This is a genomic window from Pseudomonas sp. BF-RE-22 (assembly GCF_019956155.1).
GTDB lineage: Bacteria > Pseudomonadota > Gammaproteobacteria > Pseudomonadales > Pseudomonadaceae > Aquipseudomonas > Aquipseudomonas migulae.
Genome location: NZ_JAHBDD010000077.1, coordinates 165,033 through 184,085, shown reverse-complemented (window position 1 = coordinate 184,085; position 19,053 = coordinate 165,033). Strand labels below are relative to the sequence as shown.

The following is a 19,053-nucleotide window of genomic DNA, read 5'->3' as shown; positions in this document are numbered from 1 at the left end:
GGCCAGGACAGCCGGGATGTTGTTTTCGTCTTCCGTCATTGCCCATAACCACAACAAAGGCAACAGGAGCATTTCACATGAGTTCATCGAACGCCGGGCAAAGCGCCGGGCAACTGGAAACCCGAGGCATCGAGCCGGTGCCGGAAGCCGAATGCAACGGGCATCCGCTGCAGCTGTTCTGGGTCTGGTTCGCCGCTAACATTTCCATCCTCGGTCTGCCGCTCGGCGCTACGCTGGTGGCGTTTCGCGGGTTGGCGATCTGGCAGGCGATCATCGTCGCGATCCTCGGCGCTGCCGGTTCCTTTGCCGTCGTCGGGATCATTTCCATCGCCGGTCGCCGTGGCCGCGCACCGAGCCTGACGCTGTCGCGGGCAATCTTCGGCGTACGCGGCAACATCGGCCCGACCCTGGTTTCGCTGATGTCGCGGCTGGGTTGGGAAACCGTCAACACCACCACCGCCGCGTTCGTGTTGCTGTCGCTGTGCTCGATCCTGTTTGGCTCGCCGGTGGAAGCCAAAAGCGCGCCGGTGCTGACCCTGATCTTCATCGCGATTTTCGTGCTGCTGACCTTGTCGGTGTCCGGCCTCGGTCACGCGACGTTGCTGGTGATTCAGAAGTGGGCGACTTATGTGTTCGGCGCGCTGAACATTCTGGTCGGCGGTTTCCTCTGCGCCACCATCGACTGGAGCGCCGTGTTCAACGCCACGCCTGCACCGCTTAGCGCAATGATCATCGGCGTCGGCACCATGGCCGCCGGCACCGGGATCGGTTGGGCCAACGCCGGCGCGGACATGTCGCGTTATCAGCATCGCAGCGTCAAGGCGGCACGTCTGGTGGCTTCCGCCGCGTTTGGTGCGGGGATCCCGCTGGTGTTGCTGATCACCCTCGGCGGCCTGCTGTCGGTGGGCAACAACGACCTGGCGTCGGCCACTGACCCGATCATCGCAATCCGCGACATGCTGCCGACCTGGATGGCCGTGCCGTACCTGATCACCGCGTTCGGCGGCTTGCTGCTGTCGAACAACCTGTCGGTGTATTCCGCCGGCTTGACCACGCTGACCCTCGGCCTGAAGGTCAAGCGCGTCTACGCCGTGGTGGTCGACATCGTGGCGATTTTCGCCGGTTCGATTTACTTCATGCTGATCGCCGACAGTTTCTACGGCCCGTTCATCACCTTCATTTCGCTGCTGGCCGTGCCGATCACGGCGTGGGTCGGGATCTTCGTCGTTGACCTGATTCATCGTCATTACTACAGCCCCAAAGACCTGCTGGACGTCAGCCCGAGCAGCGCCTACTGGTATCGCGGCGGCGTCGAGTGGCGTGCTTTCGGCGCGTGGGCCCTAGCGATCGTGCTGGGTTTCAGCTTCACCACCATTGGCACCACCGAACAAACCGTCTGGTTCCGCGGGTTCCTCTCCGACTCGTGGCTGGGGCATAACGGCCTCGGCTGGATCGTGACGTTCCTGGTCGCCGGCGGGATTTATTTTGTACTCGGCGGGGCCAGGGATCGCCGCGCCGCGTCGCTCGAGAATGCTCATGCCTAAGATGTTGCACACCGGCCAGGTCATCATCGACCTGGTCATGGCCGTGGATAAACTGCCTCAACCCGGCGGCGACGTACTGGCGCAATCCGCCAGTTTCGAAGCGGGTGGCGGGTTCAATGTGATGGCCGCCGCTCAGCGTAATGGCTTGCCGGTGGTTTACCTGGGCCGTCACGGCAACGGTCGTTTCGGCGACCTGGCGCGTGAGGCGATGAAGGCTGAAGGCATTCGCATCGGCATTGCTCACAGTGCTGAACGAGACACGGGGTTGTGCGTGGCGATCACGGACGCCTCGGCTGAACGTAGCTTCGTTTCCTACATCGGCGCCGAAGGTGAAGTGTCCGCAGAGGATTTGAACAGCGTAGCGGCGCAGGCGGGCGACTATGTCTACGTCAGCGGCTACAGCCTGCTGCATGTCGGCAAGGCTCAGGCGCTGGTGGATTGGGTGTTGGATTTGCCGAGTGCGATCAACGTGGTGTTCGACCCGGGCCCGCTGGTGGAATCACCCGATGCGCCGTTGATGCAGGCGTTGTTGCCGCGCATCGATGTGTGGACCAGCAACAGCGTCGAGGCGCTGCGGTTTACCGGGGCGTCGGACATTGCCGAGGCGCTGGATCGACTGGCCGATCATCTGCCGTCGAAGGTGTTGATGGTGGTCCGCGACGGTCCGCAAGGGTGCTGGATTCATCAGCATGGCGAGCGTCAGCACGTGCCGGGTTTCAAGGTTGAGGCGGTGGACAGCAACGGCGCCGGGGATGCCCATGCCGGAGTGTTTGTGGCCGGGTTGGCGCGAGGGTTGTCTGCGGGTGAAGCGGCGCGGCGGGCGAATGCGGCAGCGGCGCTGGCGGTGACTCGGTGGGGGCCGGCGACTTCGCCTGGGACTGCCGAGGTGGATGCGTTGATCAGTAAAACGTTCGGCGCCTGATCTGACGTCTTCGCGGGCAAGTCGGGTCGCCGCATCGCTCGCTCCTACAGGAATCACGCGATCCCTGTAGGAGCGAGCGATGCGGCGACCCGACTTGCCCGCGAAGGGGCCCTCAAACGTTTACTCGTCCAGCTTGCGCGCCACCTCAACCCCAGCCGCACCAAGCTTGATCGGTTTTCATCGACGTTCATGGATACTGATGAACGACGAACGGTTCAGGCTTCTTGCAACGTTTTGACCGTGTAGCGGCGCCAGATCAGGCGGCCCACGGTGATCAGCCAGTTCAACAGCGCCACGGCGAGAACGGTGAGCAACAGTGTCGCCATCCCGTGTTCGACGATGATCTTCCCGGCCAGCAACGGAAAGCCGAACACACCAATGAAGTACGACAGGCTGAACAGCAGCAACGCTTGCGCGGTGGTGCCGTGCGGCGCTTCATTCGCGGCCAGGCCGTTGATCACCGAATACGTCAACCCGTAACCGACCCCGAGCATTATCGCCGCGAGCACGTAGCTCAAGCCGCTGTCGACCACGAAACCGAACATCACAATCGAAACCATCATCAGTCCCGACAACAGGCAAGACGCGCGGAACGGATCGCGCTTGACCACGAACCCGGCAATCACCATCCGGCTGCTGATCGCCGCGCCCATGAAGCCGAAAAAGAACAGCGAGTAATCCAGCGAACGAGACGCCGCGTAGCTGGTTTGGAAGCTCGACAGACCACCGAACACACAGCCGCCGAGGCCGACCATGAGGATCGGGAACACTGCGCGGGACGACAAAATCTGCCGGGTTGCGCGCCAGGAAATGCGTGCGACCGCAGCGGTAGGCGAAGGCGCTTTTTTCAGCTGCGCATCCAGGCGCCAGAACAGCAACACGCCAATCAGGCTGGCCAGCGCCGCGAGGTAAAACGCCGCCGTTACGGGATAGCCCAGCGCACTGGCCGCGCGGCCCAGCAACGGGCCGCTGCCGATCCCGGTCATCATGCTGCCCGACAGCAGCGCAAAATATCTGGCCCGTTGGGCAGGCGTCACAAGGCTCGCGACGATGATCGGCCCGAGCGTATAGAAAACGCCCCAGCCCAAACCCAGCAGCAAGCCGAAAAACAACAGCAGATGGCCGAAGCCCGGTGTCAGTGCAAAACCCAGGCTGGCCGCCACCAGCAGCACGCCGAACAGCGCAATCGAACGCGCCGCGCCAAGCCAGTCGGACAAGTGCCCGGAAACGATCACCGCCGCAAACGTACTGAGCATCGCCGCCGAAATCACGCTCCCGGCATCGTGTTCATTGCCGCCGCGCGAGCCGATCAACAGCGACAGCAAAAACGTCGAGCCATAGGACAGCGACAGCAAATAACTGGCGAGGCAAAACAGGCCGAACAGTTTGCTGGAGACCTGAGGTGGAGCAGTAGACATGACGCGCTTCCTTGACCCGATAACGGAGAGTGTCATCTATCTATCATGCAAGGCGCCGATGTTAGGTCTGAGGTTCTCGATTCCAGGATTAGTGGTGGGCGGAGTAATGCACTCAGCCGATGCCGATTTCTTCCTTGAACAGCTCCATGAAATTTTTCAAACGTTCATGCCGGATGCGGGCCAGGCGTTGCCCGGTGAGGGTCTGGAAGCCGTCTGCCAAGTGCAGCAGCTTGGTCTGGAAATGATCGAGGCAAAAGCGCTTGTCATCGTATTCCCGCGCATTCGCTTCCGGGTCTTGTGGGTCATACAGCGCGCTGCCCATGCGACCGGCGATGTAAAAGGTGCGCGCAACGCCGAGCATGCCAAGGGAATCGAGACGGTCGGCGTCCTGCATGATTTTCGCTTCGAGGGAACTTGGGGGGATGTTGGCAGAAAAGCTGTGGGCCTCGATGGCGTGTACAACGGCGCTGATTTTTGCGCTGGGCCAGTCCATGTCGGTCAACACTGCAGAGGCCTTCTCGGCTGCCAGCCGCGATGCTTGCGAACGCAACGGCGAGTTCTTCTCCACCGACACGCAATCATGCAAAAGCACCGCTGCCAGCAGCACTTCAATATCGCCACCTTCCTCGGCATGAAGAGTGCGCACGTTGTGCCAGACCCGATGCAGGTGCGACAGATCGTGAGCCCCATCTTCCGAGGGTTCCAGTGCGTGGGGCAGCAACCTGGCGGCGAGGATTGGCAGCGGCGCGAAAGCATCAGTCGTCATAAACGTCCTGTTAAGTGAAAACGGTTGGGGCAGCGGCTCCACATCCTCCATAGATCAGCTTTGAATTTCCAGTGTGACGAGCGTTGCGCGCCGACTTAGTATGGCGTTTTCCACTTTTGACGAAGGCACGTCCATGACGATCGAAATCCGCCCGGCGACCCCCAGCGATGCTCCGCAAATCCTCGCGTTCATCACTGAACTGGCCGATTACGAACGTGCCCGCCACGAAGTCATCGCCAGCGTCGCCGACATCGAGCGCAGCCTGTTCAGCGAAGGCGCCACCGCTCACGGCCTGATCTGCCTGCGCGACGGTTTGCCGATCGGCTTTGCGGTGTTCTTCTTCAGCTATTCCACCTGGCTGGGCAGCAACTGCCTGTACCTCGAAGACCTCTACATCACTCCCGAACAGCGCGGTGGCGGTGCCGGTAAAACCCTGCTGCGCCACTTGGCGAAAATCGCCTGCGCCAATGATTGCGGGCGTTTTGAGTGGAGCGTGCTGGACTGGAACAAGCCGGCTATCGAGTTCTATAAATCCTTGGGTGCGCAGCCACAGGAAGAGTGGGTTCGGTATCGGATGGATGGTGCGGTGCTAAGGGATTTTGCTGCGGGCAATTGATTGCTTAAAAGATCGCAGCCTTCGGCAGCTCCTACAGGGTGTAGATGACCCACTGTAGGAGCTGCCGAAGGCTGCGATCTTTTTTTGGGTTTATCCCAAAATATGGGATGTATATTTATATATTGAGATTTGATCGTGTCAGGGTTTATAGTCCAGCTCACTCACTGCCAATAAACAAAACAGGTGAAGCGATGCTGGCGCAATTGATCGCGCTCGATTGGGGGACAACCTCATTACGTGCTTACAAACTCGCCGCAGGTGGCCAGGTGCTCGAACAGCGTTCGCTGTCATCGGGAATCATGCAGCTGCCCCGGACGCCGCGAATCATTAACGGTCTGGCATGCACCGACGGTTTCGAACTGGCCTTTGACGAGGCCTGCGGTGACTGGCTCGATGAGCAACCCGGTTTGCCGGTGATTGCCTGCGGCATGGTTGGCAGCGCACAAGGCTGGCGCGAAGCGGCCTACCGTGACACGCCGGCAAACGTTGCCAATCTCGGAACTTCCCTACAAACCATTCGCAGTCTTCGCGGTGTCGATGTGCACATCGTGCCGGGCGTGATTCAGCGTTCGCGCCTGCCGAACGTGATGCGCGGTGAAGAAACCCAGGTCCTCGGCGTGCTGCAAAACCTGGCGGGCGGGGCGGGCAGCGATCTGTTGATCGGCCTGCCGGGCAGCCATTCGAAATGGGTGGAAGTGGCCGATGGCTGCATCGTGCATTTCGACACCTTCATGACCGGTGAAGTCTTCGCGGTGCTCAGCGAACACAGCATTCTGGGGCGCACCCAGCAACGCGGTGGGTCTTTCGATGGCGACGCGTTTGACCGTGGCGTGCAAGTGGCCCTGTCGGCGGACGGCGAAATCGGCCCGCTGTCGACGCTGTTCAGTGCCCGCAGCCTCGGGCTGACCGGCGAACTGAGCGGCAGTGCGCAACCGGATTATTTGTCCGGCCTGTTGATCGGCCATGAGCTGTCGGCGCTGGCCACGGTTCAGCGGCGTCGGCGCAACAGCGTTCATCTGCCGTCGATCATTCTCATCGGCAATTCCCAACTCTGTGCCCGTTACAGCCGGGCGCTCGACGCCTGCGGTTTTGCCCGAGTGACGCTGGCCGAACAGGCTACCGAACGCGGGTTGTGGCAACTGGCGCTCGCCGCCGGGCTGATCACTCCAAACCCATCCCGTTAAACCTGACTGGAGGTCTGACATGCTCAAACAAGCATTGGCGCAAAACGGTCTGATCGCAATCCTGCGTGGCCTGCGCCCGCAGGAAGCGGCAGCTATCGGAGAAGTCCTTTACGCAGCCGGATTTCGCGTCATCGAAGTGCCGCTCAATTCCCCCGAGCCGTACGAAAGTATCCGCATCCTGCGCAGTACCTTGCCTGCCGATTGCCTGATCGGCGCGGGCACGGTGCTGACTCCGGAGCAGGTCGAGCAAGTGAAAGCCGCCGGCGGGCAGGTCATCGTCATGCCCCACAGCGATCCCAAAGTGTTGCGCGCCGCGAAGGCCGCCGGGTTGTTCCTGTCGCCTGGCGTGGCGACGCCGACCGAAGCGTTCGCTGCACTGGCTGAAGGCGCGGACGTGCTGAAGATGTTCCCCGCCGAGCAAATGGGCCCGGCGGTTGTAAAAGCCTGGCTGGCGGTGTTGCCCGCCGGGACGATTCTGGCGCCGGTGGGCGGGATCACCCCGGAGAACATGCAGGTGTTTATCGATGCGGGCGTGAAGGGCTTCGGCCTCGGGTCCGGGTTGTTCAAACCGGGCATGACGGCGGCGCAAGTGGCGTCCAACGCCAAGGCGTATGTCGCTGCATGGAACGCTCTGCGTTAAGACTTTTTTGGCGCCGAGCGCGCTGCATCTAACAAGAGAGAGAAGAGATGAAAATCACCAAACTGACCACCTTCATCGTTCCGCCGCGCTGGTGCTTCCTGAAAGTGGAAACCGACGAGGGCGTGACCGGTTGGGGCGAACCCGTGGTCGAAGGCCGTGCCCACACGGTGGCGGCTGCCGTTGAAGAATTGTCCGACTACCTGATCGGCAAAGACCCACGCAACATCGAAGACATCTGGACCGTGCTGTATCGCGGCGGCTTCTACCGGGGCGGTGCGATCCACATGAGTGCGCTGGCCGGTATCGACCAGGCGTTGTGGGACATCAAGGGCAAGGCCTTGGGTGTGTCGGTCAGCGACCTGCTCGGTGGTCAGGTGCGCGACAAGATTCGTGTCTATTCGTGGATTGGCGGTGACCGTCCGGCAGACACCGCGCGCGCCGCGAAAGAAGCGTTCAGCCGTGGTTTCACCGCCGTGAAAATGAACGGCACCGAAGAGCTGCAATTCCTCGATTCCTTCGAGAAAGTCGACCTGGCCCTGGCCAACGTCGCCGCCGTGCGTGATGCGGTCGGCCCGAACGTCGGTATCGGTGTGGACTTCCATGGCCGGGTGCACAAGCCTATGGCCAAGGTGCTGATGAAGGAACTCGATCCGTACAAACTGATGTTCATCGAAGAGCCGGTGCTCAGCGAAAACTACGAAGCGCTGAAGGAGCTGGCACCGCTGACCAGCACACCGATTGCCCTCGGTGAGCGTCTGTTCTCGCGCTGGGATTTCAAGCGCGTGCTCAGCGAAGGTTATGTCGACATCATTCAGCCGGATGCCTCGCACGCCGGTGGCATCACCGAGACCCGCAAGATCGCCAACATGGCCGAAGCCTATGACGTAGCGCTGGCGCTGCATTGCCCGTTGGGGCCGATTGCACTGGCGGCGTGTCTGCAACTGGATGCGGTTTGCTACAACGCGTTCATTCAGGAACAGAGCCTGGGCATCCACTACAACGAGAGCAACGACCTGCTGGATTACGTCAAGGATCCGCGAGTGTTCGATTACGACAAAGGCTTCGTGAAGATTCCGAACGGCCCGGGCCTGGGGATCGAGATCAACGAGGAGTACGTGATCGAACGCGCGGCGGTCGGGCATCGCTGGCGCAACCCGATCTGGCGCCATGCCGATGGCAGTTTTGCCGAGTGGTGAGTGATCGCTGACCCACCGCAAATCCCTGTGGGAGCCAGCCTGCTGGCGATTTGGTCGGCACATCCAGCATTCATGGTGACTGACCCAACGCGATCGCCAGCAGGCTGGCTCCCACAGGTTGATCTCCATGGACAGGGAGATCGGCATCATTCCAGTTCCACATCGACCTCAATAAACATAAGAAGAGGCATTCCCCATGCAACCGCAAACCCTCACCGGGCAGGCGTCGTTGGTGGCGCCCAGCCGCAAGCGTTTTTTCATCATGGTCCTGCTGTTCATCACCGTGGTGATCAACTATCTGGACCGCAGCAACCTGTCCATCGCCGCCCCGGCGCTGACCAGTGACCTGGGCATCGACCCGATCCACGTCGGACTGATTTTCTCCGCGTTCGGCTGGACCTACGCCGCCATGCAGATCCCCGGCGGCTGGCTGGTGGATCGCGTTCCGCCGCGCATCCTTTATAGCCTCGCCTTGCTGCTGTGGTCGATCGCCACGGTGATGCTCGGTTTCGCCGCCAGCTTCATTGCGCTGTTCGTCTTGCGCATGGCGGTTGGTGCGCTGGAAGCTCCGGCCTATCCGATCAACAGCCGCGTAGTCACCACCTGGTTCCCGGAGCGCGAGCGCGCCACGGCCATTGGTTTCTACACCTCCGGCCAGTTCGTCGGATTGGCGTTCCTGACGCCGGTACTCGCCTGGTTGCAGCATGAATTTGGCTGGCACATGGTGTTCGTCAGCACCGGTGCGGTGGGCATTCTCTGGGCGGTGATCTGGTACGCGGTGTATCGCGAGCCACGGGATTTCAAAGGCGCCAATGACGCTGAAATCGACCTGATCCGCGAAGGCGGCGGGCTGGTGGATATTCAGGCCGAGCAAGCGAAGGTCAAGGCGAAATTCAGCTGGACCGACCTCGGCATCGTCCTGACCAAGCGCAAGTTGTGGGGCATTTACCTTGGCCAGTTCTGCCTCAACTCGACGTTGTGGTTTTTCCTGACGTGGTTCCCGACCTACCTGGTGAAGTACCGCGGCATGGATTTCATCAAGTCCGGCCTGCTGGCGTCGTTGCCGTTTCTCGCCGCTTTCGTCGGCGTACTCTGTTCCGGGTTCTTCTCCGACTTCCTGATCCGTCGCGGCTACACGGTGGGTTTCGCCCGCAAGTTGCCGATCATTGGCGGCTTGCTGATTTCCACCTCGATCATCGGCGCCAATTTCGTCGAGTCGACGCCGCTGGTGATAGCCTTCCTCGCCTTGGCGTTCTTCGGCAACGGTCTGGCTTCGATCACCTGGTCACTGGTTTCAACGCTGGCACCGGCACGCTTGTTGGGGCTGACCGGCGGCGTGTTTAACTTCATCGGTAACCTGTCGGCGATTGCCACGCCGATTGTCATCGGTTTCCTCGCCAGCGGTGATTCGTTCGCTCCGGCGATCACCTACATCTCGGTTCTCGCGTTGTTGGGGGCGCTTTCCTACATTCTGCTGGTCGGGAAGGTCGAGCGTATCAAGTTGTAGTCGTAGCCGTCGGGCGACCATAATGCCGCCCGTTCACTCGCTCAACGGTAAAGGCTGGATATGCAGGAAGACGCCCCAAAAATCGCCAAGGACGCCGCGCCGACCGGCACTCAGACCCTGCTTCGCGGTCTGGGTGTGGTTCAGGCCGTGGCCAGTGGCGCCCGCGATCTCAAGGAAATCGCCCGGCTGATCGGCACGACGCGCAGCACCACCCATCGTCTGGCCAGTTGCCTGGTGGACGAGCGTTATCTGCGCGTGGTGCCGCAAGTCGGGTACTTGTTGGGGCCGAAGCTGATCGAGCTGGGCTTTCAGGCGCGTGAGGAATTGCCGCTGGTCACGTTGGCCGGTCCGTATCTGGATGAGTTGTCGGCGTTGACCGGCGACACCATTCACCTGGCGATTCGCGAGGGCGACGAGGTGCTGTACCTGCACAAGAATCCGGGGCGCAATGGTCCGGAAATGCGTTCGCGGGTTGGCCACCGCATGCCGTTGGCGCGCACCGGGATCGGCAAGGCGCTGATGCTCGATGACACGCAGGAAGAATGGCAACGGCTGTACGAAGTCAGCCTGCCGGCGGGTGGGAAAAATCAGTTCTGGCCACAGCACCCGGAGCAATCCTGGGAGCAGTTTCAACAGCGCATGATTGAGTACGTGGCGGGCGGTTACGCCTTCGACCTGGAAGACAACGAACCGTCGATCCGCTGCGTAGCGGCGCCGATCCGTGATGCCAGCAAGCGCATCGTCGCCGGCATCAGCATCGCCAGCACCGTGCCGTACATGCCGCTGGAAAAAATGGCCGAGCTGATTCCCCTGATCAAAGGGGTCACGGCCCGGCTCTCGGCTGAGCTTGGCTTGAAGGTATAAACCGCTAAGGTCTGATCAGACTTTCAGCGTCGCCATGTCGATGACGAAGCGGTACTTCACGTCACCGGCGATCATGCGGGCGTAAGCCTCGTTGATCTGGCGGATGTCGAGCATTTCGATGTCGCAGGTGATGTTGTGCTCAGCGCAGAAATCCAGCACTTCCTGGGTTTCGGCGATGCCGCCGATCAGCGAGCCCGCCAGTACGCGGCGACCCAGCACCAATTTGGCCGCGTGGACCGGTGGATCAATCGGTTCAATCAACCCCACCAGAATGTGCACGCCGTCGAAACGCAGCGTGTCGAGGTAGGGATTGAGGTCGTGCTGCACCGGAATGGTGTCCAGCAGAAAGTCGAAATGGCCGGCAGCGGCTTTCATCTGCTCGGCATCGGTGGACACGATCACATGGTCCGCGCCCTGACGACGACCTTCTTCAGCCTTGCTTGCCGAACGGGTGAACAGCGTCACTTCCGCGCCCATAGCCTTGGCGAACTTGATGCCCATGTGACCGAGGCCGCCCATGCCGAGAATCCCGACCTTGTCGCCCGCTTTCACGCCGTAGTGCTTGAGCGGCGAGTAGGTGGTGATGCCGGCGCAGAGGATCGGCGCGGCGCTGGCCAGGTCGAGTTTTTCCGGGATGCGCACCACGAAGTGCTCGCTGACCACGATGCTGTCGGAGTAACCGCCCATGGTGTTGCTGCCATCGACCCGGTCGGGTGTGGCGTAGGTCATGGTCGGACCTTCGAGGCAATATTGTTCGAGGTTGGCCTGGCAAGCCTCGCAGCTGCGGCACGAATCGACCATGCAGCCGACGCCGACCAGATCGCCGACTTTATGTTGGGTGACATTCGCACCGATGGCGGTCACTTTGCCTACGATCTCGTGGCCAGGCATCAGCGGGTAAACGGCAATGCCCCACTCATTGCGCGCCTGATGGATGTCGGAATGGCAGACGCCGCAGTAGAGAATCTCGATCGCCACGTCGTCGGCACGCGGGCTGCGGCGTTCGAATTTCACGGGGGCAAGGGGAGTGGTGGCCGACTGGGCGGCGTATCCGATGGCGGTGTACATGGTGGACCTCGCAAAAAGCAGTGACAGGTGAGGCGGCGCATTCTGGGCGCCGTACCTTTGCGCGGCCATGGCGATTCCTCCGGGTGTCATGCCTATTCCTCCGGCATCTGCGTTCGTTGGGTCCAATGGGCAATCAGACCTGCGATGATGCTTTCATCCCTTTTTCCGTGATTATTTTGTGAAGAGCTCCCATGTTGTTGACCCGTCATCTCGATGCCAATGCCACGCTGGTTTCGCTGATTGAGCCACTGGCGACCCGCGACGGTTTCACCCAGACCGGGTTGCCCGGTGTGCAAGTTCTGCGCGCGAGTTGTGACGTCGCCCGTGGCCCGCATATTTATGAACCGAGCCTGATGATCATCGCCCAGGGCAGCAAACTGGCGTATCTGGGGCCGCGAACCCTGGAATACGGCGCCGGGCATTACTTGATTCAAGCGTTGCCGGTGCCGTTCGAGTGCGAAACCTTTGCCTTGCCGAATGCGCCGCTGCTCGGGGTTTCCGTGGCGATTGACCGGGTGCTGCTGGGGGAATTGGTGCTGGCCATGGGACTGGCGCCGGGGCGGCACATTGCGGCGCAGACGCCGGAGTCGATGACCTCGGTGGTGCTCGACGACGGCATGCGCGGATGTGTGGAGCGGTTGTTGCGTTGTCTGCACGATCCTCTGGAGGCGCGGATCATGGGGCCGTCACACCTGCGCGAGTTGTTGTTCGTCGCGTTGCGCGGGCCGCAGGCCGATGTGTTGCGTGCGCTGGTGGAACAGCAGGGGCAGTTCGCCCGTGTCGCGGCGTCGATCAGCCATTTGCATGCGCACTACGCCGAACCCTTGAACGTCGAGACCCTGGCCAGTTGCGCGAACATGAGTGCGTCGACCTTTCATGAGCATTTCAAGCGCAGCACGTTGTTGTCGCCGGTGCAGTATTTGAAGCGATTGCGCTTGCTCAAGGCGCAGACGTTGCTGGTGGCGGAGGGCTTGGGCGTGGCGCAGGTGGCGCATCGGGTCGGGTACCAGAGCACGTCGCAGTTCAGTCGGGAGTACAAGCGCTACTTTGAGCGTAATCCGGGAGATGAGCGAGCAGCCTGACAACCCCCTGTAGGAGCCGTGTTGGGGTATGAATTGCGGGCAACAAAAAGGCCCCCATTTAGGGAGCCTTGATGTTCAGCGATTCAACTTACATGTTCGGGTAAGTCGGGCCGCCAGCACCTTCCGGTGCCACCCAGGTGATGTTCTGTGCAGGGTCCTTGATGTCGCAGGTCTTGCAGTGAACGCAGTTCTGGGCGTTGATCTGGAAGCGCTTCTCGCCGTCTTCCTTGGTGACCACTTCGTACACGCCAGCCGGGCAGTAACGCTGGGCAGGTTCATCGTACATCGGCAGGTTCTTGGCGATCGGGATGCTCAGGTCGGCCAGCTTCAGGTGGCAAGGCTGTTCTTCTTCGTGGTTGGTACCGGAGATGAACACCGAGCTGAGTTTGTCGAAACTGATTTTGCCATCCGGTTTCGGGTAGTCGATCTTCTTGCAGTCGGCCGCGAGTTTCAGGCAAGCGTAATCCGGCTTGGTGTCGTGCAGGGTGAACGGCAGTTTGCCGCCGAAGATGTTCTGGTCCAGCCAGTTGAAACCACCGCCGACGATGGCGCCGAACTTGTGGATCGCCGGGCCGAAGTTGCGGCTGGCGAACAGCTCGTCGTAGAGCCAGCTCTTCTTGAACGCGTCGACGTAAGTGGTCAGTTCTTCGGTGCCGTCCTTTTCAGCGAACAGCGCCTCGGCCACGGATTCAGCGGCGAGCATGCCGGACTTCATCGCAGTGTGGCTGCCTTTGATCTTGGCGAAGTTCAGGGTGCCGAGGTCGCAACCGATCAGCGCGCCGCCCTTGAAGACCATTTTCGGCAGCGAGTTCAGGCCGCCCTTGCAGATGGCGCGCGCGCCGTAGCTGATGCGCTTGCCGCCTTCCAGGTACTGTTTGAGCACCGGGTGATGCTTGAGGCGCTGGAACTCGTCGAACGGCGACAGGTAGGTGTTGCTGTAGGACAGATCCACGATCAGGCCGACCACCACCTGGTTGTTTTCCAGGTGATAGAGGAACGAGCCGCCGGTGTTCTCGGTGCCCATGATGTCCAGCGGCCAGCCGGCGGTGTGCACCACCAGGCCTGGTTGATGCTTGGCCGGGTCGATTTCCCAGATTTCTTTCAGGCCGATGCCGTAGTGCTGGGCGTCGGCTTCGCTGTCGAGGTTGAAGCGCTTGATCAACTGCTTGCCGATGTGGCCACGGCAGCCTTCGGCGAACAGCGTGTACTTGCCGCGCAATTCCATGCCAGGGGTGTACAGGCCTTCTTTCGGGTTGCCTTCGCGGTCAACGCCCAGATCACCGGTGATGATCCCGCGCACCACGCCGTTCTCGTCGAACAGTGCTTCCTGCGCGGCGAAGCCCGGGTAGATTTCCACGCCCAGGTTCTCGGCCTGCTGAGCCAGCCAGCGGCACAGGTTGCCCAGGGAGATGATGTAGTTGCCTTCGTTGTGCATGGTCTTGGGCACAAAGAGGTCGGGAATCTTCTGCGCGCTGTCGGCGTTCTTGAGAACGAAGATGTCGTCGCGGGTGACCGGCGTGTTCAGCGGCGCGCCAAGTTCTTTCCAGTCCGGGAACAATTCGTTCAGGGCGCGTGGTTCGAACACGGCACCGGACAGGATGTGAGCACCCACTTCGGAGCCTTTTTCGACCACGCAGACGCTGATTTCCTTACCGGCTTCAGCAGCCTTCTGCTTCAAGCGGCAGGCGGCGGAAAGACCAGCGGGGCCGGCACCGACGATGACCACGTCGAATTCCATGTATTCGCGTTCCACAGGTTATCTCCTACTCAAGGCTCAACAGTTTTTTTTCTAATTGGAGGTTTGGTGTCGCATCCATGAATTCCTGCACGAGGCAGGAAGAGGACAATCGATGAACCACCTTTCTCTTTGGGTGGCGCATTATATCTACACCACTCTTAGCGTCCAATACAAACGTTTGTTTGAATCGGCTCAAAGCCAGAGAAATCAAAGTCACGCGGCTTATGACTGGCCATTTTGCCGTATTGACCGGAATAGGCGTTCCGGTCAAGATACGGTCGGTTTTGCGCTCGCCGTAGGCTGACTGTTGGTTTCAAGAGCACCTCTAAAGACAGGGCGATGGCAGTACAAGGTGATGTGCAGCGCAGTGTTGGCGCGCAGTTTACACGCCACGATATTTAATGACTTGTTGGTCACCACTGACGAACGGTCATCAACGTCATGAGCGATGGTCACTTGACACGTATGCCGGCGTTTTTAGAGGTGCCCTTGCGCCCGATGAGCATCAACCGCCAGGTTCGCCTAGGCGACTTTCTTTTCACCGGAGAGTAACGAGGAATCCATGAAGGTTCTTGTAGCTGTCAAACGCGTTGTGGATTACAACGTCAAGGTTCGCGTCAAGGCGGACAATTCCGGCGTCGACCTCGCCAACGTGAAGATGTCGATGAACCCGTTCTGCGAAATCGCAGTGGAAGAAGCCGTACGCCTGAAAGAGAAAGGCGTTGCGACTGAAATCGTCGTCGTCTCCATCGGCCCGTCCACCGCTCAAGAGCAACTGCGCACCGCGCTGGCTCTGGGTGCCGACCGCGCCATCCTCGTCGAATCCGCTGAAGATCTGACTTCCCTGGCCGTTGCCAAGCTGCTCAAAGCCGTTGTCGACAAGGAGCAGCCTCAGCTGGTGATCCTCGGCAAACAGGCCATCGACAGCGACAACAACCAGACTGGCCAGATGCTCGCTGCATTGAGCGGCTACGGTCAGGGCACCTTCGCGTCCAAAGTCGAAGTGTCCGGCGACAGCGTTGCCGTGACCCGCGAAATCGACGGCGGCGCGCAGACAGTTTCCCTGAAACTGCCGGCCATCGTCACCACCGACCTGCGTTTGAACGAGCCGCGCTACGCGTCCCTGCCAAACATCATGAAAGCCAAGAAGAAGCCTCTCGAAGTGCTGACTCCGGACGCTTTGGGCGTTTCCACCGCCTCCACCAACAAGACCGTGAAAGTCGAAGCGCCTGCTGCACGCAGCGCGGGTATCAAGGTCAAGTCGGTGGCTGAACTGGTCGAGAAACTGAAAAACGAAGCGAAGGTAATCTAAATGACTATCTTGGTTATTGCTGAACACGACAACAAAGTGCTGGCCCCGGCCACGCTGAACACTGTGGCCGCTGCTGCCAAAATCGGCGGCGACATCCACGTGCTGGTTGCAGGTCAGGGCGCTGGCGCCGTGGCTGAAGCCGCTGCGAAAATCGCTGGCGTGGCTAAAGTGCTGGTGGCCGATAACGCCGCCTACGCTCACCAACTGCCGGAAAACGTCGCGCCACTGGTTGCCGAGCTGGGCAAGGGCTACAGCCACATCCTGGCTGCCGCTACTTCCAACGGCAAAAACATCCTGCCGCGCGTTGCCGCTCAGCTGGACGTTGACCAGATCTCCGAGATCATCTCGGTTGAAAGCGCTGACACCTTCAAGCGCCCGATCTACGCCGGTAACGCCATCGCTACCGTTCAGTCGAACGCTGCGGTCAAAGTGATCACCGTGCGTGCCACCGGTTTCGACCCGGTTGCCGCTGAAGGCGGTTCGGCTGCCGTTGAAGCAGTTGCTGCTGCGCACAACGCCGGCACTTCGAGCTTCGTTGGTGAAGAACTGGCCAAGTCCGATCGTCCGGAACTGACCGCTGCCAAAATCGTCGTTTCCGGCGGTCGCGGCATGCAGAACGGCGACAACTTCAAACACCTGTACGCCCTGGCCGACAAGCTGGGCGCTGCCGTGGGTGCTTCCCGCGCCGCGGTCGACGCAGGTTTCGTACCCAACGACATGCAGGTCGGTCAGACCGGCAAGATCGTTGCTCCACAGCTGTACATCGCGGTCGGTATCTCCGGCGCGATCCAGCACCTGGCCGGCATGAAAGACTCCAAAGTGATCGTCGCGATCAACAAGGACGAAGAAGCGCCGATCTTCCAGGTGGCCGATTACGGCCTGGTGGCGGACCTGTTCGAAGCCATCCCTGAGTTCGAGAAGCTGGTCTAATCCAGCCGCTTGACCTATAAAGAGCCCGACCTTTTGGTCGGGCTTTTTTTTGCTCTTCCTGTAGGAGCCGTCCGCAGCCAGCCGGCTCCTACAGGGGATATAACGGGGTTTGAGTATGGATCTGCATCGAGTGTTCGGTTGGTCATTGCTGCTGGGTCTGACGCTGTTGCCGACGCTGTCCATCGCAGCGGGCAAGTGTGAGCGACTGGTGGTCACCGGCAGCCCGGATGCGCCGCCGTATCTGTGGCAAGACCCGCAAAACCCCAAGCACCTGATCGGTGCCAGTGCCGACCTGTTGCAACAAGTAGCAGGGCAGTTGGGCATCAAGGTCGAGATGCTCTATGCCGGCAAACGCGCCCAGGCGCTGGAGGAAGTGCGCAGTGGGCGCATGGACATGCTGGCCGACGCGCCGTTGACGGTCAGTGAGCTGGAAACCCTGGATTACATCCATCCGCCGTTGCTGGAAAACGATTACCTGGTCTGGACCCGAAAAGACTCGCCACTGGTCTACAACCAGGCGCAGGACCTTCACGGTCATCCCGGCGCGTTGTCGGAAAAGTCTCGAATGACCCCGGAATTCGGTACGTTTGCCGAGCAGCAATTGACCCTCGTACGCACCCCCAACCTGACCCAGGCCCTTCAGAAATTGCTGTTGGGGGAAGTGGAATTTGTCCTCGCCGGACGCTATTCGGGCATGGCAGCCGCACAGGCCCTGAGCATGGCCAATGACCTCGTCGCGCGCCCGCAGCCGGTCGACAAACCCGGCCTGTTCCTCGCGGTTTCCCATAACTCTGCCTGCAACGATCCGTGGTTGCGCGGACAGCTGGCCAAAAAGATGACAGAATTGCCCGCGTCCGGACTGACGGAAGCCGTGCTGCAACGCAATATCGAGCGCTGGAAAGCGCAGCAACAGCAGCCACAGCAACCCCCCGCCAGTACCCCAAAACAGTAGGGATTTTTAGTGAGTATTCGACCTCTTTTCGCTGCCCTGGCCGTTCTGGCTCTGGCGGGTTGTGCAGCCGATCCGGCGCCGAATGAACAAATACGCCTGACCGAACAGGTGCTCGTGCAAGCCAAAGCCGTGGGGGCCACCGCGGACGACGTGCCTGAAATGAAACTGGCCGAAGATAAATTCGCCCGTGCCCAAGGTGATATGGCCGATCAGTCTTACAAGCATGCACGCATGCGCGCCGAACAGGCCGAACTTGACGCGCGCCTGGCCGAAGCCAAGGTCCTGACGCTCAAAAGTGAAGAGAAGCTGGATCTTCTCAACACCCGCATCACTCGATTGCGCAAGCAAGTGGGGGATGCCCAATGAACCTCACGTCCAAAGCTATCGGCGGCTTGATCCTCGTGGGCTGTGCGAGTCTCTATGGCTGCGCCGGTCAGCACAGTGAAGCCGCGTTGCAAGAAGCGGGTGCCGACTTTCAGAAGGTGAAAGAAGATTCCAACGTGCTGCGAATCGCGCCGAAAGACGTGATCCGTGCCGGTGAATCCCTGGCCCGTGCCGATCGACTGTCCAGCTACTGGGGCAGCGGGTCCGACGTGCTGCATTACGCCTACCTGAGCCGGCGCTACAGCGAAATCGCTCGGGAGCACACCAATCAGGTACTCAACGAAGAGCGCGCGGCGAAGCTCGAACTGGAGCGCCAGCGCCTGCAACTGGCCCTGCGCGAATCCAAACTGCTGAGCGTGCAGCAGCAGGGCAAGTGGCTTGAAGAGCAGATTGTTGCGCTGGCCACGACCCAGACTGACCGTGGCCTGGTGATGACCCTCGGCGACGTGCTGTTCGACACCGGCGAAGCGGAGCTGAAAAACTCGGCGAACCGCGTGGTATTGAAGATCGTGCAATTCCTGCAACTTAATCCCAAGCGCGTCGTGCGCATCGAAGGCTACGCCGACAGCACCGGCGGCAAGCAGGAAAACCTCAAACTGTCCCGTGACCGTGCGCAATCGGTGGCGGACGTGTTGACGGATCTGGGCATCGACGAAAAACGCATTAAGGTCGAAGGTTATGGCGATGAATACCCGGTAGACGCGAACGCCTCGGAACGGGGCCGGGCGCAGAACCGTCGGGTGGAAATTGTGTTCTCCGACGAAAAAGGCCTGCTCGGCGCCGCCCGGTAATGGACGCTTCCTTGTGAAACCATGCAATCCGTAGGAGCCGGCTTGCTGGCGATGGCATCACTTCGGTTCGTCTGAAACACCGCAGTGATGCCATCGTCGGAACGCCGCCCGCAGCAAGCCGGCTCCTACAAACCCGGGC

The 19,053-nt window shown here is 60.6% G+C and carries 18 protein-coding genes; 14 read left to right on the top strand and 4 right to left on the bottom strand.

Annotated elements, in window-relative coordinates; genetic code table 11:
• Positions 1–77 precede the first annotated feature (77 nt).
• Positions 78–1,544: a purine-cytosine permease family protein gene (locus KGA82_RS26895; RefSeq protein WP_008031640.1), complete on the top strand. Its 1,467-nt coding sequence runs from the start codon at positions 78–80 to the stop codon at positions 1,542–1,544.
• Complete coding sequence (locus tag KGA82_RS26890) at positions 1,537–2,466, top strand: PfkB family carbohydrate kinase (RefSeq protein ID WP_223453149.1); 930 nt, start codon at positions 1,537–1,539, stop codon at positions 2,464–2,466. Before KGA82_RS26895 ends, KGA82_RS26890 begins: the two co-directional genes overlap by 8 nt.
• A gap of 215 nt (positions 2,467–2,681) precedes the next feature.
• Here KGA82_RS26890 and KGA82_RS26885 read toward each other — a convergent pair whose 3' ends face one another.
• Both KGA82_RS26885 and KGA82_RS26880 read right to left on the bottom strand, forming a co-directional pair.
• A complete protein-coding gene (locus KGA82_RS26885; protein ID WP_223453148.1) occupies positions 2,682–3,884 on the bottom strand; it encodes an MFS transporter in 1,203 nt (400 codons plus the stop codon).
• A gap of 112 nt (positions 3,885–3,996) precedes the next feature.
• Positions 3,997–4,650: an HD domain-containing protein gene (locus KGA82_RS26880; protein ID WP_223453147.1), complete on the bottom strand. Its 654-nt coding sequence runs from the start codon at positions 4,648–4,650 to the stop codon at positions 3,997–3,999.
• Positions 4,651–4,783: 133 nt separating this feature from the next.
• On the opposite strand from KGA82_RS26880, the gene KGA82_RS26875 reads away from it, so the two are divergent.
• From KGA82_RS26875 to KGA82_RS26850, 6 genes are all read left to right on the top strand, one after another.
• Positions 4,784–5,266 (top strand): GNAT family N-acetyltransferase, encoded by a 483-nt coding sequence (locus tag KGA82_RS26875; protein WP_008034765.1) that lies wholly within the window; start codon positions 4,784–4,786, stop codon positions 5,264–5,266.
• Between the two features lie 191 nt (positions 5,267–5,457).
• Positions 5,458–6,450: a 2-dehydro-3-deoxygalactonokinase gene (locus tag KGA82_RS26870; RefSeq protein ID WP_008040869.1), complete on the top strand. Its 993-nt coding sequence runs from the start codon at positions 5,458–5,460 to the stop codon at positions 6,448–6,450.
• 19 nt (positions 6,451–6,469) lie between these two features.
• Positions 6,470–7,090, top strand: a complete 621-nt coding sequence (locus KGA82_RS26865; protein ID WP_008032870.1) for a 2-dehydro-3-deoxy-6-phosphogalactonate aldolase — start codon at positions 6,470–6,472, stop codon at positions 7,088–7,090.
• Positions 7,091–7,137: 47 nt separating this feature from the next.
• Complete coding sequence (dgoD, locus tag KGA82_RS26860) at positions 7,138–8,286, top strand: galactonate dehydratase (protein WP_223453146.1); 1,149 nt, start codon at positions 7,138–7,140, stop codon at positions 8,284–8,286.
• 196 nt (positions 8,287–8,482) lie between these two features.
• Entirely contained in the window at positions 8,483–9,793 is a 1,311-nt protein-coding gene (locus KGA82_RS26855; RefSeq protein WP_008032871.1) for an MFS transporter, read from the top strand.
• Positions 9,794–9,853: 60 nt separating this feature from the next.
• Complete coding sequence (locus KGA82_RS26850; protein ID WP_008032872.1) at positions 9,854–10,657, top strand: IclR family transcriptional regulator; 804 nt, start codon at positions 9,854–9,856, stop codon at positions 10,655–10,657.
• 15 nt (positions 10,658–10,672) lie between these two features.
• On the opposite strand, the gene KGA82_RS26845 is transcribed toward KGA82_RS26850, so the two are convergent.
• Positions 10,673–11,725 (bottom strand): NAD(P)-dependent alcohol dehydrogenase, encoded by a 1,053-nt coding sequence (locus tag KGA82_RS26845; protein WP_008032874.1) that lies wholly within the window; start codon positions 11,723–11,725, stop codon positions 10,673–10,675.
• 191 nt (positions 11,726–11,916) lie between these two features.
• Between KGA82_RS26845 and KGA82_RS26840 the strand changes: the two genes are divergently transcribed.
• On the top strand, positions 11,917–12,807 hold the full coding sequence (locus tag KGA82_RS26840) for an AraC family transcriptional regulator (protein WP_207286294.1): 891 nt from the start codon (positions 11,917–11,919) through the stop codon (positions 12,805–12,807).
• A gap of 88 nt (positions 12,808–12,895) precedes the next feature.
• Here KGA82_RS26840 and KGA82_RS26835 read toward each other — a convergent pair whose 3' ends face one another.
• Positions 12,896–14,560: an electron transfer flavoprotein-ubiquinone oxidoreductase gene (locus KGA82_RS26835; protein ID WP_032829072.1), complete on the bottom strand. Its 1,665-nt coding sequence runs from the start codon at positions 14,558–14,560 to the stop codon at positions 12,896–12,898.
• Between the two features lie 547 nt (positions 14,561–15,107).
• Between KGA82_RS26835 and KGA82_RS26830 the strand changes: the two genes are divergently transcribed.
• The 5 genes from KGA82_RS26830 to KGA82_RS26810 all read left to right on the top strand — a co-directional run bounded on the left by KGA82_RS26830 (position 15,108) and on the right by KGA82_RS26810 (position 18,914).
• On the top strand, positions 15,108–15,857 hold the full coding sequence (locus tag KGA82_RS26830) for an electron transfer flavoprotein subunit beta/FixA family protein (protein ID WP_007942046.1): 750 nt from the start codon (positions 15,108–15,110) through the stop codon (positions 15,855–15,857).
• The gene (locus KGA82_RS26825) at positions 15,858–16,787 is read left to right on the top strand and encodes an electron transfer flavoprotein subunit alpha/FixB family protein (protein ID WP_223453145.1); all 930 of its coding nucleotides are present in this window, start codon (positions 15,858–15,860) and stop codon (positions 16,785–16,787) included.
• Positions 16,788–16,902: 115 nt separating this feature from the next.
• Positions 16,903–17,739 carry a substrate-binding periplasmic protein gene (locus KGA82_RS26820; RefSeq protein ID WP_223415218.1) on the top strand — a complete coding sequence of 279 codons (837 nt, stop codon included), beginning with the start codon at positions 16,903–16,905 and terminating at the stop codon, positions 17,737–17,739.
• 9 nt (positions 17,740–17,748) lie between these two features.
• The gene (locus KGA82_RS26815) at positions 17,749–18,105 is read left to right on the top strand and encodes a DUF4398 domain-containing protein (protein WP_008040864.1); all 357 of its coding nucleotides are present in this window, start codon (positions 17,749–17,751) and stop codon (positions 18,103–18,105) included.
• The gene (locus tag KGA82_RS26810) at positions 18,102–18,914 is read left to right on the top strand and encodes an OmpA family protein (RefSeq protein ID WP_008040863.1); all 813 of its coding nucleotides are present in this window, start codon (positions 18,102–18,104) and stop codon (positions 18,912–18,914) included. Before KGA82_RS26815 ends, KGA82_RS26810 begins: the two co-directional genes overlap by 4 nt.
• Positions 18,915–19,053: the final 139 nt, after the last annotated feature.

Excerpts from the sequence above, each read along its gene's own strand:
- dgoD (WP_223453146.1), top strand. The coding sequence starts at position 7,138 with ATGAAAATCACCAAACTGACCACCTTCATCGTTCCGCCGCGCTGGTGC.
- KGA82_RS26840 (WP_207286294.1), top strand. The coding sequence starts at position 11,917 with ATGTTGTTGACCCGTCATCTCGATGCCAATGCCACGCTGGTTTCGCTG.
- KGA82_RS26875 (WP_008034765.1), top strand. The coding sequence starts at position 4,784 with ATGACGATCGAAATCCGCCCGGCGACCCCCAGCGATGCTCCGCAAATC.
- KGA82_RS26825 (WP_223453145.1), top strand. The coding sequence starts at position 15,858 with ATGACTATCTTGGTTATTGCTGAACACGACAACAAAGTGCTGGCCCCG.
- KGA82_RS26890 (WP_223453149.1), top strand. The coding sequence starts at position 1,537 with ATGCCTAAGATGTTGCACACCGGCCAGGTCATCATCGACCTGGTCATG.
- KGA82_RS26865 (WP_008032870.1), top strand. The coding sequence starts at position 6,470 with ATGCTCAAACAAGCATTGGCGCAAAACGGTCTGATCGCAATCCTGCGT.
- KGA82_RS26820 (WP_223415218.1), top strand. The coding sequence starts at position 16,903 with ATGGATCTGCATCGAGTGTTCGGTTGGTCATTGCTGCTGGGTCTGACG.
- KGA82_RS26810 (WP_008040863.1), top strand. The coding sequence starts at position 18,102 with ATGAACCTCACGTCCAAAGCTATCGGCGGCTTGATCCTCGTGGGCTGT.
- KGA82_RS26895 (WP_008031640.1), top strand. The coding sequence starts at position 78 with ATGAGTTCATCGAACGCCGGGCAAAGCGCCGGGCAACTGGAAACCCGA.
- KGA82_RS26830 (WP_007942046.1), top strand. The coding sequence starts at position 15,108 with ATGAAGGTTCTTGTAGCTGTCAAACGCGTTGTGGATTACAACGTCAAG.
- KGA82_RS26880 (WP_223453147.1), bottom strand. The coding sequence starts at position 4,650 with ATGACGACTGATGCTTTCGCGCCGCTGCCAATCCTCGCCGCCAGGTTG.
- KGA82_RS26845 (WP_008032874.1), bottom strand. The coding sequence starts at position 11,725 with ATGTACACCGCCATCGGATACGCCGCCCAGTCGGCCACCACTCCCCTT.
- KGA82_RS26850 (WP_008032872.1), top strand. The coding sequence starts at position 9,854 with ATGCAGGAAGACGCCCCAAAAATCGCCAAGGACGCCGCGCCGACCGGC.
- KGA82_RS26855 (WP_008032871.1), top strand. The coding sequence starts at position 8,483 with ATGCAACCGCAAACCCTCACCGGGCAGGCGTCGTTGGTGGCGCCCAGC.
- KGA82_RS26870 (WP_008040869.1), top strand. The coding sequence starts at position 5,458 with ATGCTGGCGCAATTGATCGCGCTCGATTGGGGGACAACCTCATTACGT.
- KGA82_RS26885 (WP_223453148.1), bottom strand. The coding sequence starts at position 3,884 with ATGTCTACTGCTCCACCTCAGGTCTCCAGCAAACTGTTCGGCCTGTTT.